Source organism: Paenalicyclobacillus ferrooxydans (genome assembly GCF_001399675.1).
In the GTDB taxonomy this organism is placed as follows: domain Bacteria; phylum Bacillota; class Bacilli; order Alicyclobacillales; family Alicyclobacillaceae; genus Alicyclobacillus_B; species Alicyclobacillus_B ferrooxydans.
The window spans coordinates 78,006-99,964 of sequence record NZ_LJCO01000051.1 but is presented as its reverse complement, the minus strand read 5'-3'; the positions used below and the strand labels follow the sequence as shown (position 1 = coordinate 99,964).

The 21,959-nt window shown below is 54.4% G+C and carries 17 protein-coding genes; 5 read left to right on the top strand and 12 right to left on the bottom strand.

Annotated elements, in window-relative coordinates:
- Nucleotides 1–59: 59 nt before the first annotated feature.
- The gene (locus AN477_RS12710; protein WP_054969538.1) at nt 60–920 is read right to left on the bottom strand and encodes an aldo/keto reductase; all 861 of its coding nucleotides are present in this window, start codon (nt 918–920) and stop codon (nt 60–62) included.
- A gap of 219 nt (nt 921–1,139) precedes the next feature.
- Here AN477_RS12710 and mutM point away from each other — a divergent pair, with 219 nt between their 5' ends.
- Together mutM and AN477_RS12700 are read left to right on the top strand one after the other, a co-directional pair.
- Nucleotides 1,140–1,949 (top strand): bifunctional DNA-formamidopyrimidine glycosylase/DNA-(apurinic or apyrimidinic site) lyase, encoded by an 810-nt coding sequence (mutM, locus tag AN477_RS12705; protein ID WP_054969537.1) that lies wholly within the window; start codon nt 1,140–1,142, stop codon nt 1,947–1,949.
- A 258-nt stretch (nt 1,950–2,207) separates the two neighbouring features.
- Nucleotides 2,208–2,849, top strand: a complete 642-nt coding sequence (locus tag AN477_RS12700; RefSeq protein ID WP_054969536.1) for a TerC family protein — start codon at nt 2,208–2,210, stop codon at nt 2,847–2,849.
- 85 nt (nt 2,850–2,934) lie between these two features.
- On the opposite strand, the gene AN477_RS12695 is transcribed toward AN477_RS12700, so the two are convergent.
- Both AN477_RS12695 and AN477_RS12690 read right to left on the bottom strand, forming a co-directional pair.
- A complete protein-coding gene (locus tag AN477_RS12695; protein ID WP_054969535.1) occupies nt 2,935–4,362 on the bottom strand; it encodes a DHA2 family efflux MFS transporter permease subunit in 1,428 nt (475 codons plus the stop codon).
- Nucleotides 4,359–4,829, bottom strand: coding sequence for a PadR family transcriptional regulator (locus AN477_RS12690; protein ID WP_054969534.1), 471 nt, complete (start codon nt 4,827–4,829; stop codon nt 4,359–4,361). Before AN477_RS12690 ends, AN477_RS12695 begins: the two co-directional genes overlap by 4 nt.
- A 159-nt stretch (nt 4,830–4,988) precedes the next feature.
- On the opposite strand from AN477_RS12690, the gene AN477_RS12685 reads away from it, so the two are divergent.
- Nucleotides 4,989–5,654 carry a class II aldolase/adducin family protein gene (locus tag AN477_RS12685; RefSeq protein WP_054969533.1) on the top strand — a complete coding sequence of 222 codons (666 nt, stop codon included), beginning with the start codon at nt 4,989–4,991 and terminating at the stop codon, nt 5,652–5,654.
- Between the two features lie 1,339 nt (nt 5,655–6,993).
- Here AN477_RS12685 and AN477_RS12680 read toward each other — a convergent pair.
- The 6 genes from AN477_RS12680 to AN477_RS12655 all read right to left on the bottom strand — a co-directional run bounded on the left by AN477_RS12680 (nt 6,994) and on the right by AN477_RS12655 (nt 14,381).
- A complete protein-coding gene (locus tag AN477_RS12680; RefSeq protein WP_054969532.1) occupies nt 6,994–8,235 on the bottom strand; it encodes a hypothetical protein in 1,242 nt (413 codons plus the stop codon).
- A gap of 395 nt (nt 8,236–8,630) precedes the next feature.
- Nucleotides 8,631–9,461 carry a M48 family metalloprotease gene (locus AN477_RS12675; RefSeq protein ID WP_054969531.1) on the bottom strand — a complete coding sequence of 277 codons (831 nt, stop codon included), beginning with the start codon at nt 9,459–9,461 and terminating at the stop codon, nt 8,631–8,633.
- Entirely contained in the window at nt 9,461–9,862 is a 402-nt protein-coding gene (locus tag AN477_RS12670; RefSeq protein ID WP_054969530.1) for a BlaI/MecI/CopY family transcriptional regulator, read from the bottom strand. Before AN477_RS12670 ends, AN477_RS12675 begins: the two co-directional genes overlap by 1 nt.
- 125 nt (nt 9,863–9,987) lie before the next feature.
- Nucleotides 9,988–11,430: an FAD-linked oxidase C-terminal domain-containing protein gene (locus AN477_RS12665; RefSeq protein ID WP_054969542.1), complete on the bottom strand. Its 1,443-nt coding sequence runs from the start codon at nt 11,428–11,430 to the stop codon at nt 9,988–9,990.
- A 110-nt stretch (nt 11,431–11,540) separates the two neighbouring features.
- Nucleotides 11,541–12,989 carry a (Fe-S)-binding protein gene (locus tag AN477_RS12660; RefSeq protein WP_083486247.1) on the bottom strand — a complete coding sequence of 483 codons (1,449 nt, stop codon included), beginning with the start codon at nt 12,987–12,989 and terminating at the stop codon, nt 11,541–11,543.
- Nucleotides 12,990–14,381, bottom strand: coding sequence for an FAD-binding oxidoreductase (locus AN477_RS12655; protein WP_054969529.1), 1,392 nt, complete (start codon nt 14,379–14,381; stop codon nt 12,990–12,992).
- A gap of 441 nt (nt 14,382–14,822) precedes the next feature.
- Here AN477_RS12655 and AN477_RS12650 point away from each other — a divergent pair, with 441 nt between their 5' ends.
- A complete protein-coding gene (locus tag AN477_RS12650; protein WP_425388172.1) occupies nt 14,823–16,391 on the top strand; it encodes an L-lactate permease in 1,569 nt (522 codons plus the stop codon).
- 280 nt (nt 16,392–16,671) lie between these two features.
- On the top strand, nt 16,672–18,273 hold the full coding sequence (aceB, locus tag AN477_RS12645; protein WP_054969528.1) for a malate synthase A: 1,602 nt from the start codon (nt 16,672–16,674) through the stop codon (nt 18,271–18,273).
- A 259-nt stretch (nt 18,274–18,532) separates the two neighbouring features.
- On the opposite strand, the gene AN477_RS12640 is transcribed toward aceB, so the two are convergent.
- Genes AN477_RS12640 through AN477_RS12630 form a run of 3 tightly spaced genes read right to left on the bottom strand, consistent with a single transcriptional unit; the run spans nt 18,533 to nt 21,223 of the window.
- Nucleotides 18,533–19,906 carry an FAD-binding oxidoreductase gene (locus tag AN477_RS12640; protein WP_245631811.1) on the bottom strand — a complete coding sequence of 458 codons (1,374 nt, stop codon included), beginning with the start codon at nt 19,904–19,906 and terminating at the stop codon, nt 18,533–18,535.
- Between the two features lie 21 nt (nt 19,907–19,927).
- The gene (locus AN477_RS12635) at nt 19,928–20,284 is read right to left on the bottom strand and encodes a VOC family protein (protein WP_054969527.1); all 357 of its coding nucleotides are present in this window, start codon (nt 20,282–20,284) and stop codon (nt 19,928–19,930) included.
- A 57-nt stretch (nt 20,285–20,341) separates the two neighbouring features.
- The gene (locus tag AN477_RS12630; protein WP_054969526.1) at nt 20,342–21,223 is read right to left on the bottom strand and encodes an MBL fold metallo-hydrolase; all 882 of its coding nucleotides are present in this window, start codon (nt 21,221–21,223) and stop codon (nt 20,342–20,344) included.
- Nucleotides 21,224–21,959 lie beyond the last annotated feature (736 nt).

Sequence of the window (21,959 nt, the reverse complement as noted above, 5' to 3'; positions counted from 1 at the left end):
AAAAAAAAAAAAAAAAAAAAAAAAACTGAGGTCTGCCATTCTGCAGACCTCAGTTTTTCTCAGACCGCCCTGGTTAGCATGTCAAAGTCTTCGTCACTGAGATGAATCCCTGCTGCAGCAATATTTTCTTCCACATGCGATACAGTGGATGTTCCCGGAATCGGGAGCATTACTGGCGAGCGCTTCAGCAACCAAGCTAAGGCCAATTGTGAAGGCTTGGCACCAAGCCGTTTGCCAAGTTCATCAAGTGGTCCGCCCTCTCGTGCCAACTGTCCCGTTGCAAGCGGGAACCACGGAATGAAACCAAGGTTGTGCTCCTCACAGTATTGAAGAACAGGCTCTGCATCCCGTTTTGCAAGGTTGTACAGATTTTGTACAGACACAATCGGTACAATCTTGGTGGCTGCTTCAATCTGGTCTACTGTGACCTCACTCAGCCCAATGTGGCGAATCTTCCCCTCTTTTTGAAGGAGGCCAAGTTCACCAAGTTGCTCTTCAAGCGGTACTTTGGGATCAATCCGATGCAACTGCAACAGGTCGATCCGCTCCAGCCCAAGATGACGCAAGCTGAGCTCTACTTGCTGGCGAAGATACTCCGGTCGGCCGACCGGACGCCAGTCATCCGGACCCGATCGTGTAAGCCCTGCCTTTGTGGCGATAATGAGGTCATCTGGATACGGATGCAGCGCCTTCTTTATCAGCATCTCCGAAACGAACGGACCATACGAATCAGCTGTATCTATGAACGTAACACCAAGCTCAACCGCCCGGCGCAGCACGCGAACAGCCTCATCAGGATTTTTCGGGTCACCCCAGATACCAGGTCCCGTTAACTGCATTGCCCCATAGCCTAAGCGATTGACGGTCAAATCTCCTCCAATCGCGTATGTGCCGGACTGTTTTGCTGAAACATTCTCCATACTCTCGTCCTCCAATCCCTTTAAGCTCAAACGTCTATGTAAGGCAGCTCATGCTATGCCCACAAGACAACCTACAGTATGCCACTTTGCAGGTGCAGAGATCCAACTAGACGAACGCCTATACAACTGGAGCTCATCCAAAATGACTACCATATGACTACCATCCTCCCATTTCGCTCACGCTACATGCATCAACGATGGCGACTAGGGGGAACTACAGTGCCCGAACTACCAGAGATGGAGAACTACAAACGGACGTTGGCCAGGGCTATCCAGAGTCGAATTGTCACGAACGTTGAAGTGAACCGAGAGAAGACCGTGGGTGTTTCTGCGGAGGAGTTCGCGAGGCGCGTAGAAGGACAGCGGATCGTCCAAATTGAACGACGCGCAAAGCACATTATCTTCACTTTGTCATCGGGCGATGTACTCCTGCTGCACCTCATGCTTGGCGGATGGATGTTTTATGGACAAGCGTCCGAGCGCCCCGATCACCAGTGTCAGGTCGTTCTCTCGTTTGGGCAAGACAATCTGTATTTTCTTGGCCTTCGGCTCGGCTACCTGCATCTGCTGACAGGAAATGAGCTTACGGAGACCTTGTCAAAGCTGGGTCCGGAACCGTTCGATCCGATGCTCACACCAACATCCTTTCACACTCTCCTGACAAAAACGCGCGGGACCCTGAAGACGAAGTTGGTCAATCAGCATCTGATTGCAGGGATTGGAAACTGCTATTCGGATGAGATGTGTTTTGCAGCCGGGATCCTCCCCCTTAGCAGCACGTCTTCCCTTGAAGCGGATGACACAACCCGCCTCTACCATGCCATGCGCCGAGTGCTACAGGATGCCATAGTTGCAGGTGGGTATATGGAATCTCCATTTGCCTCCAGTGACCTGTTGACTGGAGGTTACAACGATCAATGCCTTGTCTATGACCGAGGTGGAGAACCTTGTCGGTCCTGTGGTCAGCCTGTCGTACGCGCCGAACACGGAGGGCGAAAGGTCTTTTACTGCAGCCATTGCCAACATTGATTTGCCGAGTACGGATTCACTGAGCTGCTCTATTGTCGGCTGCCACAGACCTCGCCCACAGACCTCTCACATAGACCTCGCCCACAGACCTCGCAGAATCCGGACAACTTGTCATATGCACCGGAACGTATCCATAAACTTGGGACGAGGGCTTAAGCGTTGCAACGGGTCCCGTCAAGCGTAGCTGAAGGCTCATATGTCCTGTCGTGATACGTCATCTGACAGGAGACATATGACTTAATTCCCGGAGGTCCCGACATGCTTAAAGAGTTTGTTGCTATCTTTCTATTGAACCTGCTCACAAGTATAGATAATGCAATTGTATTGGCGGGCATTGCGAATCGTTATAAGAACCTGTGGGCTATCGGTGCCGCATCATCAGTGATTTTAACCATCTGCAGGACCGCACTGATTGCAGGGATCGTGTCGGTTGGTACATGGCCAGGTTTTCGCTTGACACTTGGCGTTGCGGTCCTGCTCGTAGCCATCAATATTGCTAACGTAAAGACTGATCATGAGCGCGAACACTCCGGCTTCTTTCGAGTGCTGTTGACAGTGATTGTGACGGATCTGGCGCTTAGTGTAGACAACATTATGAGCATCGCGATTATATCGAAGCACACGGTACTGATTGCTGTCGCCGTGTTCCTCAGTCTCCTACCGTTATTCATGCTGCTGCCATTTATCGTGAAAATTATGGACCAGATTGCTTGGCTTCGAATCCTTGCTGCCGGTTTTGTCGCTGAACTTGCAATTGACAGTATTCTCGACGATCCGTTAGTTATCCACCGTGTTCCAATTGGTCATTTTGAAGTGTTTGTCCGGGTCGGTTCCGCTGTCATTGTGATCGTGTACGGAATTTGGAAGACGTATTTCTACGGTCGAGAGAGAATCGTCTGACAATCTTCTTAGTCAAGGCTCACTGGATGAGCTAGCGGTCGCTCTGGATGCAGTGTGTTTGAGCATAGACGGGAATCCGTCGCTGTCAACTCCCGGTTTTACGTGCCGTTGATGGTTGGAATAGCCGCACAACCGTCAGTACGACGCCGACCATGCCAATCGCAACCCCGACATAGAACGCAAACGAAGAAGCTTGTTGAAACCCGCGGCTGCTCGAAAGATCTCTCCCCGAGAGTTGGAGTAACAAAACAGCAAATGCCACACCGGAGACTCTGCCAAAATTCCGGACTGTAGCGATCAGGCTGCCTGTAAGCCCCGACTTCTCAATCGGCACACTTTCGAGGACGGACACATTATTCGGGGAAGTAAACAGGCCCATCCCCAAGCCGAACACCGATAAAGCGATGACAATCGCAAGATAGGTCGCCTTTGTCCCAAGCATGGCCATCAGTCCCAAGCCTACGGCGCCTATGGCTAACCCCGCCGCAGCAGGCACGCGTGTACCAAACTTGTCTGCAAGAAATCCCCCGAGAGGTGAAAAAACAACCATACTGATGGCTTGTGGAGTCAAGAGCAGACCCATGTGCGCTGTCGGAACGTGCAAGACAAAGTGCATATACAGCGGTAGCAGAATTCCAGGAAACATCATCATGACATAGGACAAATATCCGGCCATGTTGCCAAGGACAAAGGGGCTGGAACGAAATAACCTTAGTTCAATGACGGGACTTGAAGACCGCATCTCTTGCCATATGAAACCGCCCCACGAAAGCACACTGATGGTAAGCATCGCGAGACTCGGAGCACTGACCCATCCCCAAGCGGTTCCTTCGGAAATGACGAGCATCAAGGTCACAATAGCGATAAAGAACAGGCCAGCACCGAGGCTGTCAAAGCGGCGTGACGATGGGTTTGAACGGATCGTCCGCAGAACAAAAATGGAAGCCAGTACAGATACGACCCCAACCGGGACGTTGATCCAGAAGATAGACCTCCATCCGTAACTTGCAACGAGAATGCCTCCAAGTGCGGGCCCTACAATCGTGCCTACAGCCACAACACTTCCGATAACTCCAAGTGGTCTGCCACGTTGTCCGGGAGGAAATGTGTAGGACACGATCGACATCACATTCCCCATAATGACGGCACCGCCGATGGACTGGATCACACGGAACAAAATCAACTCATCTACGGTCTGTGAGAATGCACATAGGATCGATCCGACGGTGAAAATGCTCACTCCGGTAATAAACACCGTCTTCCGGTTCAGCCTGTCAGACAAACTTCCAATGATAGGTAAAATTCCAGTTACCATTAAAAGATAAGCAGAAATGACCCATTGCAGGGTCTGCGCACCTTGATGAAACTCTTCCTCGAGCACTGGGAGGGTTACGTTCATGACACTGCTGTCCACGTTCACCATAAAGGTTCCGGTGACAACCGTCGCAAAGACAATCCAACGATACCAGGCGGCCTCAGAATACCTCTGTGAAAACGACTCAGCCCGGCTCATCCGTGAGTCTCCTGATTGGCTTCTGCTGGCTGATTGGCTTCTGCTGGCTGATTGGCTTCTGCTGGCTGATTGGCTTCTACTGGCTGATTGGCTTCTACTGGCTGATTGGCTTCTACTGGCCGAATGGAATTATATGTCTTGATAAAGTACTCCAGATTCCTTTTTCGCAAACAGATGTCTTCATACCACTTGTCTAACTCACCAATGCCTTCCGCGGTGATATGGTAAATGCGCTTTGCGGGCCCTAAATCTTCCGTGTTCCAGTAAGATGTGACGCAGTGTCTCGATTCAAGGTCGCGTAAAACCCTGTACACCGCGCCACTGTCGATTTCAGAGTGAACCGGCATCATCTCCGAGAGACGATTCCAGATGGCACCCCCGTGGGTATCGCCTTCCATTAAAAACAACAAGATAAACGCAGGCAGATGTCGGTTCTGTTTGCCTGGCACACTGCGTTGGTTTGCCATCGTTGTGACCCCCCGCCGTCGATGATTGACATGGTGATTCGCATACTGCATTATACAGTATGATGTTGAATACACCAAACAGCATGCTACTGAATACTCCAAGATGTTGAATACTCCCCACAGTAGGATGTTGAATACTCCAAATGGAGGTGTTTTGGAATGGATGTCCAAGAAGCGAAGCAAGAGCTCATTAAAGCTGCAAATACCCTGCGGGATTCAGGTCTCATGTTCCGAGGTCATCACGCCAATTTATCTGCTCGTCTTTCAGCGGATACAATGCTGATGACTCGGGGAGGAAATGTCGCAAACCTCGATGAAGACAGCTTTGCCGTCATCAAAACGGACGGAACGGTGCTAGAAGGAGAAGTCATGCCTACGCAGGCAGAGATCATTCAGATGCACGCCGCTGTATACCGGGCGCGCGGCTCTGTCGGCGGGATCATTCACACCCACGCACCCCATGCGACGGTATTTGCGCTGGCACACGAACCCATTCCGGTGGTGTACGAACCACTGATGCGTTTTGGAGTTACCGAACCCACGCCTGTTATCCCCTGGGCTCCACGAGGTTCAGACGCATCCGTTCAAGGGATCGTTAAAGCTGTTCAGGAAAATGAAGGAGTTTCAGCTGTTTTGCTTGCCAATCATGGAGTCTTAGCATTTAGTAAATCACCAGCGGACACTGCCCAGTTGCTTGCGACGCTTGATGAAGCTGCCGAGCTCATCTTGAATGCGCGCCTTATCGGCGGTGAAAAGCCGTTACCGGATCAGGCCTTCCAACAGATTCAACAACGGCAACGAGAGTTTCAGGGTGCAAAGGGCTGAACGGCAGGGGTTGTTAACTGCTGACTGGTCAGGAGTTGTTGGCTGGTCAGGAGTTGGCTGGTCAGGAGTTGGCTGGTGAGTTGTTAACTGGCGTTGACTTTGGCAAGCCAAATGAGGGTTTTGATAAAGAGGATTCTGAGACATAGCTCCCGACTCCCCTTAAACCCGCTCAGAACGAGCGGGCATAGTTCGTTACTAAATTTGTGAGGGGGAATAGATAATGAGCAAAGTTCTCGTTTTATTGAATGCCGGGCCGGAGGATCCAACGCGAGTGCAGTCAGCCCTCGGCTTCGCGAATATGCTCCACAGGTCACCTGATGTAGAAAGTGTAGCTCTGATTTTTTCGGTAATGCGGTAGAACTGTTAAGGGACCCGCAGTACGCCGACAGAGCGTCGGAAATCATCTCCAACGGCACGTTGACTTTGGCTTGCCAAGCCCATGCGGAGCACAAACAAATCAAAGATGAACTTTCAAAAGGTCCCGTGCCCCTGAAGTATGTCGGCGAGGACATCGTTCGCCTCATCAACGAAGGATACCAAGTGGTTTCGTTTTAACAATGATGGAGCGCTGGTGTGCCAGCGCTCCTCCTTTTAAGTTGTTCTGAACTGCGGTTTGAGCGAACAGGCTGTTCGGCTGTTCGGCTGTCTCCCGGTCACATTAAGTCGCCCATACCGACTTAGCAGGGCCTAACGATGGGCTAAGACTGCGCCTAAGTCGGTCGCAGCGACTTAACGTGCGAATTTTGAGGATCTTAGTCGGTTTCACCGACTTAACCACGGCAACCCACGGTCGCTAAGTCGCCCGTACCGACTTAGAGGGCCCAAACGGAGGGCCAAGGCTGCGGTTAAGTCGCTCGCAGCGACTTAGTGTGCGAATTTTGAGGACTTTAGTCGGTTTCACCGACTTAACAACGTCGACCCACGGTCGCTAAGTCGCCCATACCGACTTAGAGGGCCCAAACGGAGGGCGGAGGCTGCGGCTAAGTCGGTCGCAGCGACTTAGTGTGCGAATTTTGAGGATCTTAGTCGGTTTCACCGACTTAACAACGGCGACCCACGGTCGCTAAGTCGCCCATACCGACTTAGAGGGCCCAAACGGAGGGCGGAGGCTGCGGCTAAGTCGGTCGCAGCGACTTAGTGTGCGAATTTTGAGGATCTTAGTCGGTTTCACCGACTTAACAACGGCGACCCACGGTCGCTAAGTCGCCCATACCGACTTAGAGGGCCCAAACGGAGGGCGGAGGCTGCGGCTAAGTCGGTCGCAGCGACTTAATGGAGGATCTCAGTCACTTAACTTTACTAGAGCGCTGGAAGACCAGCGCTCCTCATCTCCCTGAAGCTAGTTATGGATGACCGCCCAGCGATTCGCGAGTACACCATGCATTGTGGATGCCACCTGATCGGTCTGCAAGGAGACTGCGACGGTTTCCTGTTTGTTCTCAACCGTTGTGTAGATATATTTGTCAGAAGGATCAACGGCGATTCCACTCAGTTTTGAACCAGTGAGGACGGGAATGTCTTTTTCAAAGGTGTTATTTTTGGCACTATAGACCATTATGTTACCGCTGAACGACGCAGCGTAGACATGATGCCCATTTGGTCCAACCGTGAGTTGCATGAATCCACCCGTTGAACCCATCATGTTCGCCATGCTGAAACCACCACCCTCAGCCTTTTGGATGGTTGTTATCACCTGATTGTTTCGGGTGTCCACAATCGTCATGTCCCCGTTTGTCCAGTCTGCCAGCCATAGTGTATGTGTCTGTCTATCATAGACCGAGTCTTCAATGCTACCGACGGGAATCGTGGTGACCTCTTTGCCTGTGGAAAGGTCAATCACGACTGTTTTCTTCATCATGTTCCCTGAGAGATAAGCATACCCGTTATCTGCAACCGCGAGGGCATTGCCTCCCATGTTCAAGGTCCACTTCAGCGTGTGGGTTGGCAACGAATAGGCTGTCACGGAGTGACTTCCCGTGATTAACAGGAGTTTACCCTGATTGGCGATGTTAGCAATCCGTGCACCCTGAGGAGTGGCAAATTGACCGGTCACTTTATGAGACTGAAGGTTTACTACATAAGTCGTTCCCTGGAGAGTCGGTACGTACGCTGTATTGCCCGTGATTCCTACCTTGAATGCGTTGGCTCCTTTAGCAAGCGGAACGATCGTGGCCATGCCTTTACCAATCGAATTAAATACAAACGTCCCATTTCCATTGCCCGACGGAGGGCTCGCAGCAGCACCAACTAGGATGTCAGAGGTATTTAAGGGTGTTCCAACCTTCATTGAGGTTGTCATCATAGAGTTCCCTGCAGGGGCACTCGAACCCATGGAGTTACTCATGGAGGTTGAGTTCCCCATGCCCCCGCTTGCTTGACCAGATGGTGATCGGTTACTGCTGCTCGTTGTGTTTGCAACAGTCTTCGCACCAGAAGCAGAGTTCGACATGGTGTTGGACATGGCATTCGCCGTGGCACTGGTTGACGGGGAATTCGAGTTTTGTGCAGACACGCCGCACCCCGTTACAGCAACTCCTGTGATGACAGCCGGTATGAGCATTTGCAACCATTGTTTCGGCATGATGCAACCTCCTTATACGCGTTTTACGCGGGTTTCCCGTCCCCAGAGAATAGTTAGGCGGGCACTTATACTACATAATGTAGTATAAGTGCCCGCCGATTTCAATCCTTAATTGCAATGGTTATTCCCATTCAAATCTGAGTGGCCTGGATCGTCTCTTCACGGCCCACTAAATTGCACCACGACGGCAATCGCACGCCACCCCAACGACACCAATCTTCAACGACACCAATCTTCAACGACACCAATCTTCAACGACACCAATCTTCAATGACACCAATCTTCAACGACACCAATCTTCAATGACACCAATCTTCAATGACACCAAAATTCAATGACACCAAAATTCAATGACACCAAAATTCAATGACACCAAAATTCAATGACACCAAAATTCAATGACACCAAACCAGCAGCCCTTGCCCGACCGTGAGTAAAATCGCCATTGTGCTGGCCAGCAATCGATACCTCAGGTTCCCGTCCCACAAATGCGGTGTGGTACCCGTTTCAAGAAACTCCAGTCTGGCCTCGATGGCGCCCGCCAATCCAACGTAAGATGAAGCAGGTTCTTGTTGTGCCGCCGCAACGGTAAAGAGGGCGGAGAGGATAGGCAGGTCATCTCCACCACAAGCAGCGAGAGCATCTCTATCTGCAGAGACTTCCCGGCGCACCAGGTAGTGCTGAAAGAGCGCGCGCATTCCAAACGGTCCGAGGGCATCCGCAAGGACGAGCAAGAGTGCATGTTGTAACGGATCGTGCATTCGAGCATGCGCAGCCTCGTGGTGCATCACCGCAACGCGGGCAGGGGTGTCAAGCGCTCCACACAGGCCGCTTGACAGCGCGATCCGCTGGTGTAAAACACCCCACGTGAACGCCATCGGCTGTGGATCGTCCAACTCATACCAGGTTGCAGCCCCCTGAATGCTCTCTGGAACCTCAACACCAAGAGGTTTGAGCAGAGGGGTGATCTGAGACTCAAAACGGAGTCTTTTTGCCCGATGCCGGAATAGAGCCGCCATAATTCGGTACCAAAACAAACTCGTCATCAGCAAAGCACCGCCAGTGAGCAGCCAAAGCGATGGATCTGAAGGATGCATGCCACCCATCTCATGCATCCACAACAGGTGACGGATGCCGCTCACAAGAACAAACCCCAGCGCGACTGCAAACGCCCCCGTGATGCAGAGCGCTGCCACCGAGTAGCTATAACGCAGGAGATGTTGCATCATTCGTGCCTCGTTTCATCTTTTTCGGTTCCTTGCTTCTGCGCCCGCCTCTGTGCCAACAGTTTCTCCAACTTCGAAATCGTGTCCGGTTGGATCCGCTCCATCGTGTCCACAAAATGGGCCAGCCCGAGTTCTCCCGACTGAGAAAGCAAATCCACTGCAGCCTGTGCTGCCTTGTCTCGAAGCACCTCTTCAGAAGGTTTCGCTTCGTACAGGTAGTGTCTGCGCGTTCCCGTCTTGACGAGGATCTCCTGATCAACCAGGCGATTGAGCACGGTCTGCACCGCATTCATGGAAATATCCCGGTCTTCACGTACGGCGTTGCATACGTCCGCTAGACTGCAAGGACCGAGATCACGCACAGTCCAAAGAACCTCTTCCCGCAATCCCCCGCTCTTCACGCTGCGTCACCCCTCATTTACTACTTAATGTAGAAAATGTTCTTCGTCATGTCAATCGGATCCGTCGTTGTTTGAAAGAGGGGTTCTGCGACGGCAGCCATGAGAGTGCCATCTCTCAAACGCCTTTAGCCTTCTACTCCAGCTGCGTTACGACCCGTTGTCCACCTGGCCTGCTTGACCTCTACACAACGTGCGGGGCTTGGGATGAGCTTCCCAGCATTGCAGAGCGCCCCTGGGTTAAACACGTCGCGCATCGCGAGTTGGGCAGCGAGATCGGCCTCACCGAACTGGTAGCGCATCTCCTCTACTTTCTCAATACCGACACCGTGCTCGCCAGTTATCGTACCTCCGACGTCGACGCACACTCGCAAGACCTCCGAACCCACTCGCATCGCCTTCTCGGTTTCCCCTGGAATCCGGCTGTCGTAACAAATGAGCGGATGCAGATTCCCGTCTCCCGCGTGAAACACGTTTGCAATCGGCAGGCCTGATTCACAGCTAATGTCTGCGATCCGTTGCAAAACCTCAGTCAACTTCGTCCTCGGGATGACCCCGTCCTGAACGATGTAGTCCGGTGAGACGCGTCCAATCGCACCAAAGGCCATCTTGCGGCTGCTCCACCACAGACTCCGCTCGGCTTCGCTCCCTGCCACCTTGACCATGCGTACGTGGTTTTGTTCGCAGATCTCGACCACCCGTCCCGCATCCTCTTCGAGACCCGCGGCGAGGCCGTCCACCTCTATCAACAACACAGCCTCAATATCCGTCGGGTAGCCGACATGATAGTTGCTTTTGTCGACCGCCTGCATGGCCAGTTGATCCATCATCTCAATGGCAGCCGGAATGATCCCTGCACCGATGATGGCACTGACCGTGTTCGATGCATCTTCCACCCGGTCAAACATCGCCAAGGCCGTCTTCACCGCTTGCGGCTTTTTTAAAATCCGCACGGTGATCTCAGTCGCAATCCCAAGCGTCCCTTCCGATCCGACTATCAGGCCGAGGATATCGTAGCCAATCGGATCGCCAAACCCAGATCCCACGTCAATCACCTCGCCGTCCGGCAAGACGAACTTCGCCGCGACGATGTGGTTGGTCGTCACCCCATACTTCAAACAGTGGGACCCGCCGGCGTTTTCAGCCAGGTTGCCCCCGATGGTACAAACCGACTGACTCGAAGGGTCCGGCGCGTAGTAGTAACCCTCTCCCGTAATCAGCTTGGTCAAGTTCAGGTTCACAAGCCCTGGCTGGACAACCGCACGCAGGTTCTCAAAGTCGACAGAGAGGAGTTTCTTCATCTTCACGAGGCTGATGATAACCTCGCCGTTCAGCGGAATTGCCCCCCCGCTTAGCCCGGTCCCAGCCCCCCGCGGCAAGAACGGGATCTTATGCTGGTGCAACCACCGCACCACAGCCGCCACCTCGTCGGTGTTCGTCGGCATCACAACGGCGCGGGGCAGTGAGGGCTCAGCCACATAGCCGTCGCAGCTGAATACGTGCAGACGGTGCGGTTCGTAGATCACGTTTTTTGCGCCAACGATCCGCTGCATCGCCGCCACGAGTTCCATCTGGCTCGTGGCCGACTGCGTGGGCTGCGCGTCCGATTGCGCCGACTGCGTCGGCTGCGCGTCGCGCTGCGTCTTCGTTGGGGGCGTCTGTCCTTGCGTAGACTCCGTCGTCATCGGCTGCCACCCCCTCCCGCACCTGTTCGGCCAGGTGCTCTGCCTGAGGACTGACCACCCTGTTCTGTCTCGCCGACCTCGCCAACCCCTCCTTGCCACGTCTTCTCCCCGGCATACGCGGCATCGAGCAGCTCCACAGTGTGGAGGACATCGAGTTGTCGCCCACGCTTGTGCACGCCCAGTCGAATTTGCATCATACAGCCGGGATTGCCCATGACAACGGCATCTGCATTATCGGGGATGTCATCCATCTTCCGCTCGAGCAAGGCCATGGCCATGTCTGGGTGTGTGAGGTTGTAAATCCCGGCACTCCCGCAGCAACGCTCCGAATCCGGCAGGTCCACCAGCTTCAGTCCAGGGATGGACCTCAGCAATTGACGGGGCTGCGATCGGACCTTCTGCGCATGACACAGGTGGCACGCATCGTGATACGTCACCGTACGTTCGACTGACCCTTCCGGCGCTTCAAAGCCCACCTCGACCAACAGTTCAGAGATATCCCGCACCCGGCCTGAGAATGTCGTCGCGCGTTCAAGATAGACGGGATCATCACGGAACAAATCAGGATACTCCTTGAGCGCGGACCCGCACCCTGCCGCATTGATAATCACGTAATCGGCACCCGACTGAAGAAACACATCGATGTTATGACGCGCCATTTTACGCGCCTGTTCCCTGTCCCCCGCATGGATCTGCAGAGCCCCGCAGCAGACCTGCGTCTTCGGGACAACTACGTCAAGTCCATTCCTCACCGCAACGCGCGCCGTCGCCTGGTTGATGTCAGAGAAGAACACGTCCATCACGCAGCCGGTAAAAAGCGCACCCACACCTTTTTTGGCACCAATGGCTGGGAGCCGTTCAGGCAGGGCCTCCAAAGCAGACTTCTCGCTGATTTTTGGAACAACGGCTTCCATCTCTCGAGCCGCCTCAGGAAGCAGACGCAACGCACCCGTTTTGCGGACTATGCCTTGCAGACCGGATCGCTGGTAAAATCGAATCAGTCGCGCTACGCGGCGCAGGCGCTCCGGGTGCGGAAAAATCCCTCGCAGGAAGAGCCGCTCAAGCCTGCCTGCACGCCCCACCGGTGGGTTTGCAATATGGGCTTGCCCGCGCGCGGTCTCAATGAGCGATCCGACCTGCACCCCCGACGGACACACTGTCTCGCAGGCGCGGCAATCGAGGCATGTGAACACCGGATCGACAACGGATGCATCAAGCGGCAGTTGCCCTTGTGCGGCTTCCCGAATTAACAGCACCCGACCGCGCGGTGAGTGGTTTTCGTCTCCGAGTTCTTGGTAGGTTGGGCAAACCTCAAGGCAAAATCCGCAGTGGACGCACACGGAGTACTTGTCTTCCTCCGGCGCGTCGTCAAAAGGAAATGCGGTCTGCCGGGACATTCTCACAAGGCTCGGTTCTACCGACTGGACTGGCTGCACCTGGCCCATTTATATCCCCCCTGCATACGACCCTGGGCTGAGCACGCCCTTAGGGTCGATTTCTCGCTTGATCCGCTCAAATAACACCGTGGCACCGCCCGTAATCCCGAACGGATCGACCGCTGTGCGGATTTCCGTGCTTGCCCGTTCGATGATCGCGGAACCGCCGAGTTCAGATGCCATCTGCCGTAGTTCGAGAAGGAGTCCGGAGACTCGATGTGTAAACGCTGAGTCAGGTGTGTCCGGCTCGTGAGGTTGCTGTCTCGGTCCCCCAATAAAGATCCGGCCCACCCCCACGGTCACACCCCATGTTTGCTTTATCTGCAGCCCTGTTTCTGCGGCAAATGCCGTAACGTGTCGTGCGAGTTTCTCCCAGTCTGAAGGCCGCCCGGCAATCCGCAGTACGACGCCTGCGTCCAGCACCGATCCCTTTGTCGCCTCCCACCAGGCATCTGCGTCAACGTTCGACAGATATGTGAAGTCGGTGCCCTCTTCGTCGGCCCACGTTTTCAACTCATCCCGTTGGTACCGTGCAGACGATTCGTTCTCGTCACAATCGACGGCGAGCACCCAGGCGGCATCCGCTGCTTCCCGTGAGACGTCTGTTGTCACGTCTGTTGTCACGTCTGTTGTCAGGTTCATCGCTTCCGCTCGTGCCGCAATCAGGACAGACGACGTCAGTCGCGCCTGCACGGCGGCAATCTGCTCGCGCGTGCCCGACAAAAGAACCGTCTCCCGGTGCAGAGGCAACGGGCGAAGCTTAAATGTCAGCTCTGTCATCACGCCAAGTGTCCCGGCCGATCCGATGAACAACTTCGTCATGTCGTACCCTGCGACGTTTTTAACCACCTTCCCGCCGGTTCGCACCAGCGTTCCATCTGGGTACACCACTCGAAGGCCAATCGCCATATCGCGGACGGTTCCATATAAGGCACGCCTTGGCCCGCTCGCAGCAGTCGCTGCAATGCCACCAATCGTTGCATTTGGCGCGAGCCACGGGTCCAGCGGCAGCATCTTTCCCTCCGCTGCCAGCACGGCTTGAAGTGCCTCCATCGTGACCCCCGGCTGAACGGTAACAACCAAATCTGCCGGTGCAAACTCGACTACCTGGTTGAGTCGTTCCATCCCCATCACAACGTGAATTCGATCCGAAGGGGCCCCGCTCGCGAGCTGCGTCCCTGCCCCGATGACACTTACCTTCCAACGGGATGCATGCGCCATCCGGATGATTTCGACCACCTCGTCTTCATCGTGCGGAGTGACGAAAACCACCGGATCGACCTGGTTTGTCTGCAGAATATCCCCGCCATGTTCTATCAAACGAACAGCCTCTATACCACAAATCTCAGACAGCGATGATAGTGCGTCGTTTGGAGCAAAGTTTGGAATTTCTGTTTCCACGCTGAATTCCTCCACTTCCGGATGGGCCTCGCCTTCTCGGTCTTTTCTTCTCGGTCTTTTCTTCTCGGTCTTTTCTTCTCGGTCTTTTCTTCTCGGTCTTATACCGTCTAATCGCTTCGTCGATTGTGTGCGCTACAAAAATTACGTCCTCTACTAATCCTATATTCGTAATTTTCCAAATACAATATCGACAGAAGGGTTTACGCCTACCTTCAAATCTTATTTGTTATCGGCGTGCTGTTTTCCGGGTTTCTCATTTTGCGGCTCCCAGACCATATCAGACCACGGGGGTGAGAGCAGGCACAGAAGTTGAACACGAACTCGCAGACGACACGTGAAGATTAGAACGTTAAAGGAGGATGGGCAGTTTTGGGGGCCAATATATTCCATCAGATTTTGCTCCCTGTCTCAGGAGCGACACTTCCTTCATTTTTAGTGGGCATGATCCCGATTCTAGTCGTGCTCGTACTTCTCGGCATTGTAAAAGCACCAGCATGGATTTCAGCCTTAATCGGATTGGTAATTGGTTTCATCATTGCCGTGACTGTCTGGAAAATCCCCGGTCATTTGGCGTTTTCGGCCATCGGGAACGGAATGGTGTTTGCCCTCTGGCCTGTGATGTGGATCGTGTTTGCTGCCATGTGGCTGTACAACCTCAGTCAACGAACAGGGGCATTCGATCAGTTCCGTCGTTGGATGTACCACTACGCGACCTCAGACAGACGCATTCAGGTCCTGATGATCGCCTTCAGCTTTGGCGCCCTGATGGAAGGTATCGCAGGTTTTGGGACCCCAGTCGCCATTGCGTCAGCACTCCTCGTCGGACTTGGCTTTCCGGTCCTCGACGCGGTCGTCTACACGCTCATTTTTGATACTGCACCCGTTGCCTTTGGCGCTCTCGGCGTTCCAATTGTCACACTCGGAGCAGTCACAAACCTGCACGTAGGGGCACTCTCTGCGATGGTCGGCCGCCAACTGCCCATCTTTGCGCTGATCCTGCCCTTCTACGTACTCCTCGTCATGGGTGGCTGGAAAGCACTGCGCGGCGCATGGCCTGCAGCTCTCGTTTCAGGTCTGTCATACAGCATTACACAGTTTCTGGTCGCAAACTTCCTCGGACCTGCCTTGCCCGATGTGCTCGCGTCACTGGTGTCGCTCATCTGCCTTGTGCTGTTCACACGTGTGTGGGAGCCGAAAGACTCTGCGGACTACCAATCCTATGTACATGATCGCCGGCACAATATTCGCAACGCCAACCGGAAAGACGCCAACGATATGGCAGGTTCATGGCGCGGTTGGGTACCCTGGCTGACCGTCACGGTAGTCGTCATCATTTGGACGTTCGCGAAAGTAGCTTCCCTCGCACAGCAAGATGTGAAATGGCCAGGATTAAACAAACTGGTCTACCTGACTTTGTACCACAAGCCGTATGCAGCGGTTTGGTCCTTCCAACCCCTTGGCACAGGAACGGCAATCCTCGTGGCCGTGATTCTCAGTGCACTGTTTTTGAAAGCGGGCTGGAAGAACTTTTGGCTGGCGGCTGCTGACAGTTGGAGACAACTTCTGTTCCCGATTATTACGGTCATGTGCATCGTCGGTCTCGCATACCTTTACAACTACTCAGGCATGGCTTACACCCTTGGCATTGCCGTTGCGGCACTTGGTGCAGCGTTCCCATTCTTCTCGGGATTTCTCGGGTGGATCGCGTGTTTCCTCTCCGGATCGGACACATCGTCCAATGCACTATTCGGCAACCTTCAGGTGGTTGCAGCCAACAAGCTGAATCTCAACCCCTACCTGATGGCAGCCACCAACTCGAGCGGCGCCGTCATGAGCAAGATGATCTCGCCGCAAAACGTTACGACAGGCGTCTCAACGGGCGAGTTACGGGGAAAAGAGGGATTGGTCATTCGCAAAACTTTTATCCACAGTATCATTCTCACTGCCATTCTCGGCGTCCTCGTCGTCTTGCAGGCGCACGGCTGGAGTTTTATGGTCCCGAAGGGCTGAGCGCCGCAAGCCTGGCGACCATAAGGCTGAGCTCCGATGGGTTGAGCGCGGCAAGCCAGACAGCGACAGCCGCCTGAACGCCCAATTTATGAATCACGCCTGGTTCCTCGGCTGGAGCCATGACCCTGGCCGAGGAACAGGTATGTACCGAACGACTTTGTGGCAGGTGCTGTGCGCGGCAAGGGACATCACCTGACAACCGCGTTACCTGACAACGACACCACCTGACAACGCTATAACCTGTGAAATCACCCACGTGTTGAATAAGGAGGCCTTTGACATGACGGAATCCTACACCTGCCCTGCAGGCGTTGAAATTGCAGGGGGGTATTCGCCGCAATTTGCTGAAATCCTGACGCCAGAAGCACTAGAATTTGTCGCTGATCTTCAGCGCACTTTTGGGACAAGGCGATATGAGTTGCTGCAACAACGAAAAGACAGAGAAGCTCAGATCCGCGGCGGCAAACTTCCGGATTTTCTGCCCGAAACCGCAGGTATCCGGAATGGTGATTGGACGGTCGATCCGATTCCTCACGACCTGCAAGACCGCCGAGTTGAAATCACGGGTCCGAGCAGTGATGCGAAGATGGTCATCAATGCTTTCAATTCAGGAGCAAAGTGCTTTATGGCGGACTTTGAGGACGCCAATTCGCCGACTTGGCATAACACAATACAGGGGCAGATCAACCTTCGAGATGCCAATACCCGGACCATTGAGTATACGAGTCCGGAAGGCAAACACTATCAACTCAAGTCGGAAATTGCGACCCTCATCGTTCGCCCCCGCGGCTGGCACCTCGTTGAAAAGCATGTCCTTGTGGATGGTATACCTATGTCCGGGAGTCTGTTTGACTTTGGACTCTACTTCTTTCACAACGTGAAGACATTGTTGGCAAACAATTCCGGGCCTTATTTCTACCTCCCGAAACTCGAGAGTCATCTTGAAGCCCGGCTGTGGAATGACGTGTTTGTCATGGCGCAAGACAAACTTGGCATACCGCAAGGCACCATCAAGGCAACCGTGCTGATTGAGACGATCCTGGCGACGTTTGAAATGGATGAGATCCTCTATGAGCTGCGTCATCACGCGGCAGGCCTGAATTGCGGACGGTGGGACTACATCTTCAGTTACATCAAGAAATTCCGTCACCAGCCGGAGATGATTCTACCGGATCGGGCCCAAGTCACCATGACCGTTCCATTCATGCGGGCGTATACGCTGTTTACCATCCAAACCTGCCATAAGCGAGAGGCCTTCGCGATTGGAGGGATGGCCGCACAGATTCCGATTAAGAATGATCCGGTTGCGAACGAGGAAGCCCTTCAAAAGGTCCGGGTTGATAAAGAACGCGAAGCCGCTGATGGACACGACGGTACGTGGGTTGCACACCCAGGATTAGTCCCCGTCGCCATGGATGTCTTTAATCAACTGATGCCTATGCCAAACCAGGTCGAGCGCAAACGCGAGGACGTCAGTGTCTCCGCCGCAGACCTCCTGGCAGTACCGGAAGGCACCATTACAGAGGCAGGACTTCGAACCAACGTGAGTGTCGGAATCCAGTACATCGCGGCGTGGCTCAACGGATCGGGCGCCGTCCCTATTTTCAACCTGATGGAGGACGCAGCGACGGCAGAGATTTCGCGCGCCCAGGTCTGGCAGTGGCTCCACCACCCCAAAGGCGTACTCGAAGATGGGCGGAAGGTGACTGTAGACCTATTCCAGCAAACCGTCCGCGAGGAACTAGACAAGATTCAGGCCAGCATCGGGGCGGACGCTTATGTGGCAGGTGGCTATGAAGCTGCAGCGGAGCTCTTTGACCGTCTCACGGTCACCGGCGACTTCGTCGACTTCCTCACGCTGCCCGGGTACGACCTGCTGTAGGAATGGGAGGGGCTGGACGCGGCGGCGGGGAGCTTGGGCGCGGACGGCTGCGGTGGCGACTCGGCGGCCAACATAGAGGAACTCAGTTCCTCTCCAGCCAGGCAAACTCGCAGCTACATGGGGCGGGCCTCGGACACCGACTTCCCGATACCCCACTTGCCACAGCGAACTCAAGGGCGCACCATCGGAAAGCCACGGACCAACCGGTCCGTGGCTACCTTATTTACTCCTGCTGCATGAACAGCGTTTACTCCCGCATTTACTCCTGCTGCGTGAACAGCTTGCCCGGGTTCAGGATGCCGTTCGGGTCGAACATCTGCTTGATGGACTTCATCCACGGGAGGGTGTCCTCGTGCTCCTGCGCAAGGTATGGAATCTTCCCAATTCCCACGCCGTGTTCCCCAGTACAGGTCCCCCCGCGCTCGAGCGCATATTGGACAATCCTGTGATTGACCTCCTCAGCAACCCGCATCTCCTCTGCGTCTTCCGGGTTAACCATGAAAATCACGTGGTAGTTGCCGTCGCCGACATGCCCGAGGATGGCCCCGTATATTCCATAGGCGTCAATCGTCTCCCGTGCGGCGCGGATAGCCTGCGGCAGTTCCGACAGCGGCACGCAGACATCCGTTACCTTCATCTTCTTCTGCGGCGCAGTCTGAATCACGGCGAGGGCGGCGTCGTGCCTGGCGTCCCACAACAGGTTTCGGGCATCTTCCTGCGTCTCAAACACAAAGTCTGCCGCACCGGCCTCCTCGCAGACCTCTTTCGTGACGGCGACATCTGCCTGCACCGCAGCCTCGCTCCCGTGGAACTCGAGGAACAGTGTCGGTTGCGTCGTGTAGCTTGTCCCTTTCGCTCGGTTGACCGCATCGATCGTGTACTCGTCAACCAGTTCAATCCGCCCCATCGAAATTCCGGAGTTCATGATGTTGTATGCAGCGTCACTCGCCTCAGACAGCCCAGGGAAGATGGCTCTCGCAGCCACTGTCGACTCCGGGATGGCATAGACGCGCAGGACCAACTCTGTGATGACGCCAAGTGTCCCTTCACTTCCAATAAATAGGCCTGTCAAGTTGTACCCGGCTGAGGATTTCACCGATAACCCGCCTGTATGTATGGTCGATCCGTTCGCAAGCACCACCTCGAGGTCGAGGACCTGCGATCGCATCACCCCATACCGCACCGCTGTGGTGCCGCTCGCATTTGTTGCAGCCATGCCGCCGAGTGTGGCATCCGCACCGGGATCGAGCGGAAACTGCAAACCGTACGGCTTCAGTGCCCGGTTCAGCTGCGTCCTTGTCACACCTGGCTGAACACGGACTAAGAAATCGCGAGGGCGCACCTCGAGGACCTGGTTCATGTGCGTCAGATCGAGGCTGATTCCACCATTAATGGGGATGACGTGGCCCTCAAGGCTTGTCAAGACACCGCATGGTATGACCGGGATGCGCTCTTCGTTTGCGAACTTCAGGATGCGGCTGACTTCCTCTTTACTGTGTGCAAAGACAACAACGTCTGGCGACTCAGGCGTGTAATAGCCCATGTCGCGCCCGTGCTGGGTTCGAATGGACTCACCCACCGTCACCTGTTTCGCGTCTTCCACGAATTGCGATAGAGCTGCTTGTATATCCAAAGCCGAGACTCCCTTTCAAAATCAGTTATGTTTCTCCCCGGGTTCAACCGCTTCGAACTCAAGTTGATAGCCATCCGGGTCCATCAGGATGAACGTGCGTTCCCCCCACGGTCGCACCGTCGGCTTTCCTGTCAGTTCAAGCCCTTCCTCTTGTAACGCGTTATACATCTCGTCGAGTTCTTCTGTCAGCAACTCTAAATGGAAACCTCTGTGTTCCCCTGTGGCGAGAAGCCCGATGCGTGCCTCACCAAGCCGAACGATGGCGATCCGTTTCGGCACATGCAATACCACCTCGGCACCCGGAATCTTGGAATAGAACTCAAGTGACTTCTCTACGTTTGAAACCTGCAGTGTAATGCCGTCGAGCGATGCCTGCATATTTGTTCCCCCCGATTTTGTGATACGCCAGAATATTCTTGGCACTGAGGGCGTGTGTCACCGTTCGTTTGAACTGCCCCCAAACTCCTGCCACGTCAAACGGACATTGGCCCGGTGCATATTCACGATCCCGCTCGACAATGGTTTTCCATCGAACCGCATCTGCACTTCGGATGCCCGGACCACGTCATCGAGATCGTGCCCCGCGGCCAGTCCTTCCTGCACCACCTGCGCGAGCTCTGCAAGGTAGTCTTCGGAGATTGCGAGTCGATGTTCGATCTCGCTTTTCCCATCCGCATGCGGCCCATGTTGCGTGACCACGAGATCAACATCATGCTTCGCAAACACCGCTCTGAAGTGTCGCATCGTCTCCTCATAACTCCGGTAGGAGGTGTAGATAAAGGGGAACTCCAGCGCCGACAAGTAGTCGCCGACAACCGCCACCGAATCACAGACAGTCACAAGACCATCATCTGTGTGGCCCTTCGCATGGTAAAAATAGAGACCGTCAAACGTATCGCCGTCATTCAATCGTTGGTCAATCCGAATCCGCTCCATTTTGCCCTGCCATGGCCTGTCCACATAAAATTCGCTGTCGAAGGACTCAATCTGGGCAATCGATCGGACCTCATTGTCCTCATCCCACGTGGATGCCGCCAAGACCGCGCAACCGGGAAAGTATGGGACACCGGCAATGTGATCGTAATCGGAGTGCGTCAGAACAATCCGTGTCGCAGTGCGGGCCGTATCAGGCACCTCAGTGCGAGCATGACCAGTGGCCGCCAAGTCCTCGACCAACGCCTGAATCTCCCTGACCTCATCGTCGAAATAACCCGGGTCAAACAGGTACAGATTTCCTTGGTGCACCATGACCGCACTTTGCATCTGTTGAATATGGCTCGGTCGAAGATAGAGATTCTCCCGTATCTTTTGTATCAATTCACATCGCCCACCCGTCTCGTCAAATCGCGCACCTGTCTCTTCAAATCGCCCGCCAAAGTTGCTTATTCGTATGATCCGATTCTACCACCGATCCGCTGCTCGAGTTGCACCGCTCCTGTGCACCCCACTCCTGCCTCACTCCTGCCTCACTCCTGCCTCACTCCTGCCTCACTCCTGCCTCCGATCCCGTGCACCCACCCCCGTGTGCCCCCGCGCCGGCTTAGTCGCTCCTAGCCACTTAGCAACCCCTCTGGCGGTCCGTTAAGTCGGTCTCACCGACTTAACTTCCAATTTTCCGTCACCTAAGTCGGTCTCACCGACTTAGCCTCGGCCGTTCGCCACCTTAAAGGCTGGCTTAGTCGCTCCCAGCCACTTAGCAACCCCTCTGGCGGTCCGTTAAGTCGGTCTCACCGACTTAACTTCCAATTTTCCGTCACCTAAGTCGGTGCCGCCGACTTAGCCTCAGCCGTTCGCCACCTTAAAGGCTGGCTTAGTCGCTCCCACCCACTTAGCAACCCCTCTCGCGATCCGTTAAGTCGGTCCCACCGACTTAACTTCCAATTTTCCGTCACCTAAGTCGGTCCCACCGACTTAGCCTCGGCCGTTCGCCGCCTTACTCCCGCACCTTACTCCCGTGTCAAACATAATGCACCGTAAACAACTTCCAGGAGAAAAGAAGCGGCGAAAATATGATATACTTTACAAAAGTAAGGAGTGGTCAGAGAGTCGGACT

Coding starts and splice junctions, on each gene's coding strand:
- AN477_RS12710 (WP_054969538.1), bottom strand. CDS start 920: ATGGAGAATGTTTCAGCAAAACAGTCCGGCACATACGCGATTGGAGGA.
- AN477_RS12700 (WP_054969536.1), top strand. CDS start 2,208: ATGCTTAAAGAGTTTGTTGCTATCTTTCTATTGAACCTGCTCACAAGT.
- AN477_RS12695 (WP_054969535.1), bottom strand. CDS start 4,362: ATGAGCCGGGCTGAGTCGTTTTCACAGAGGTATTCTGAGGCCGCCTGG.
- AN477_RS12690 (WP_054969534.1), bottom strand. CDS start 4,829: ATGGCAAACCAACGCAGTGTGCCAGGCAAACAGAACCGACATCTGCCT.
- AN477_RS12685 (WP_054969533.1), top strand. CDS start 4,989: ATGGATGTCCAAGAAGCGAAGCAAGAGCTCATTAAAGCTGCAAATACC.
- AN477_RS12680 (WP_054969532.1), bottom strand. CDS start 8,235: ATGCCGAAACAATGGTTGCAAATGCTCATACCGGCTGTCATCACAGGA.
- AN477_RS12675 (WP_054969531.1), bottom strand. CDS start 9,461: ATGCAACATCTCCTGCGTTATAGCTACTCGGTGGCAGCGCTCTGCATC.
- AN477_RS12665 (WP_054969542.1), bottom strand. CDS start 11,430: ATGGAACTCGTGGCGGCGATGCAGCGGATCGTTGGCGCAAAAAACGTG.
- AN477_RS12660 (WP_083486247.1), bottom strand. CDS start 12,989: ATGGGCCAGGTGCAGCCAGTCCAGTCGGTAGAACCGAGCCTTGTGAGA.
- AN477_RS12650 (WP_425388172.1), top strand. CDS start 14,823: ATGATCCCGATTCTAGTCGTGCTCGTACTTCTCGGCATTGTAAAAGCA.
- aceB (WP_054969528.1), top strand. CDS start 16,672: ATGACGGAATCCTACACCTGCCCTGCAGGCGTTGAAATTGCAGGGGGG.
- AN477_RS12635 (WP_054969527.1), bottom strand. CDS start 20,284: ATGCAGGCATCGCTCGACGGCATTACACTGCAGGTTTCAAACGTAGAG.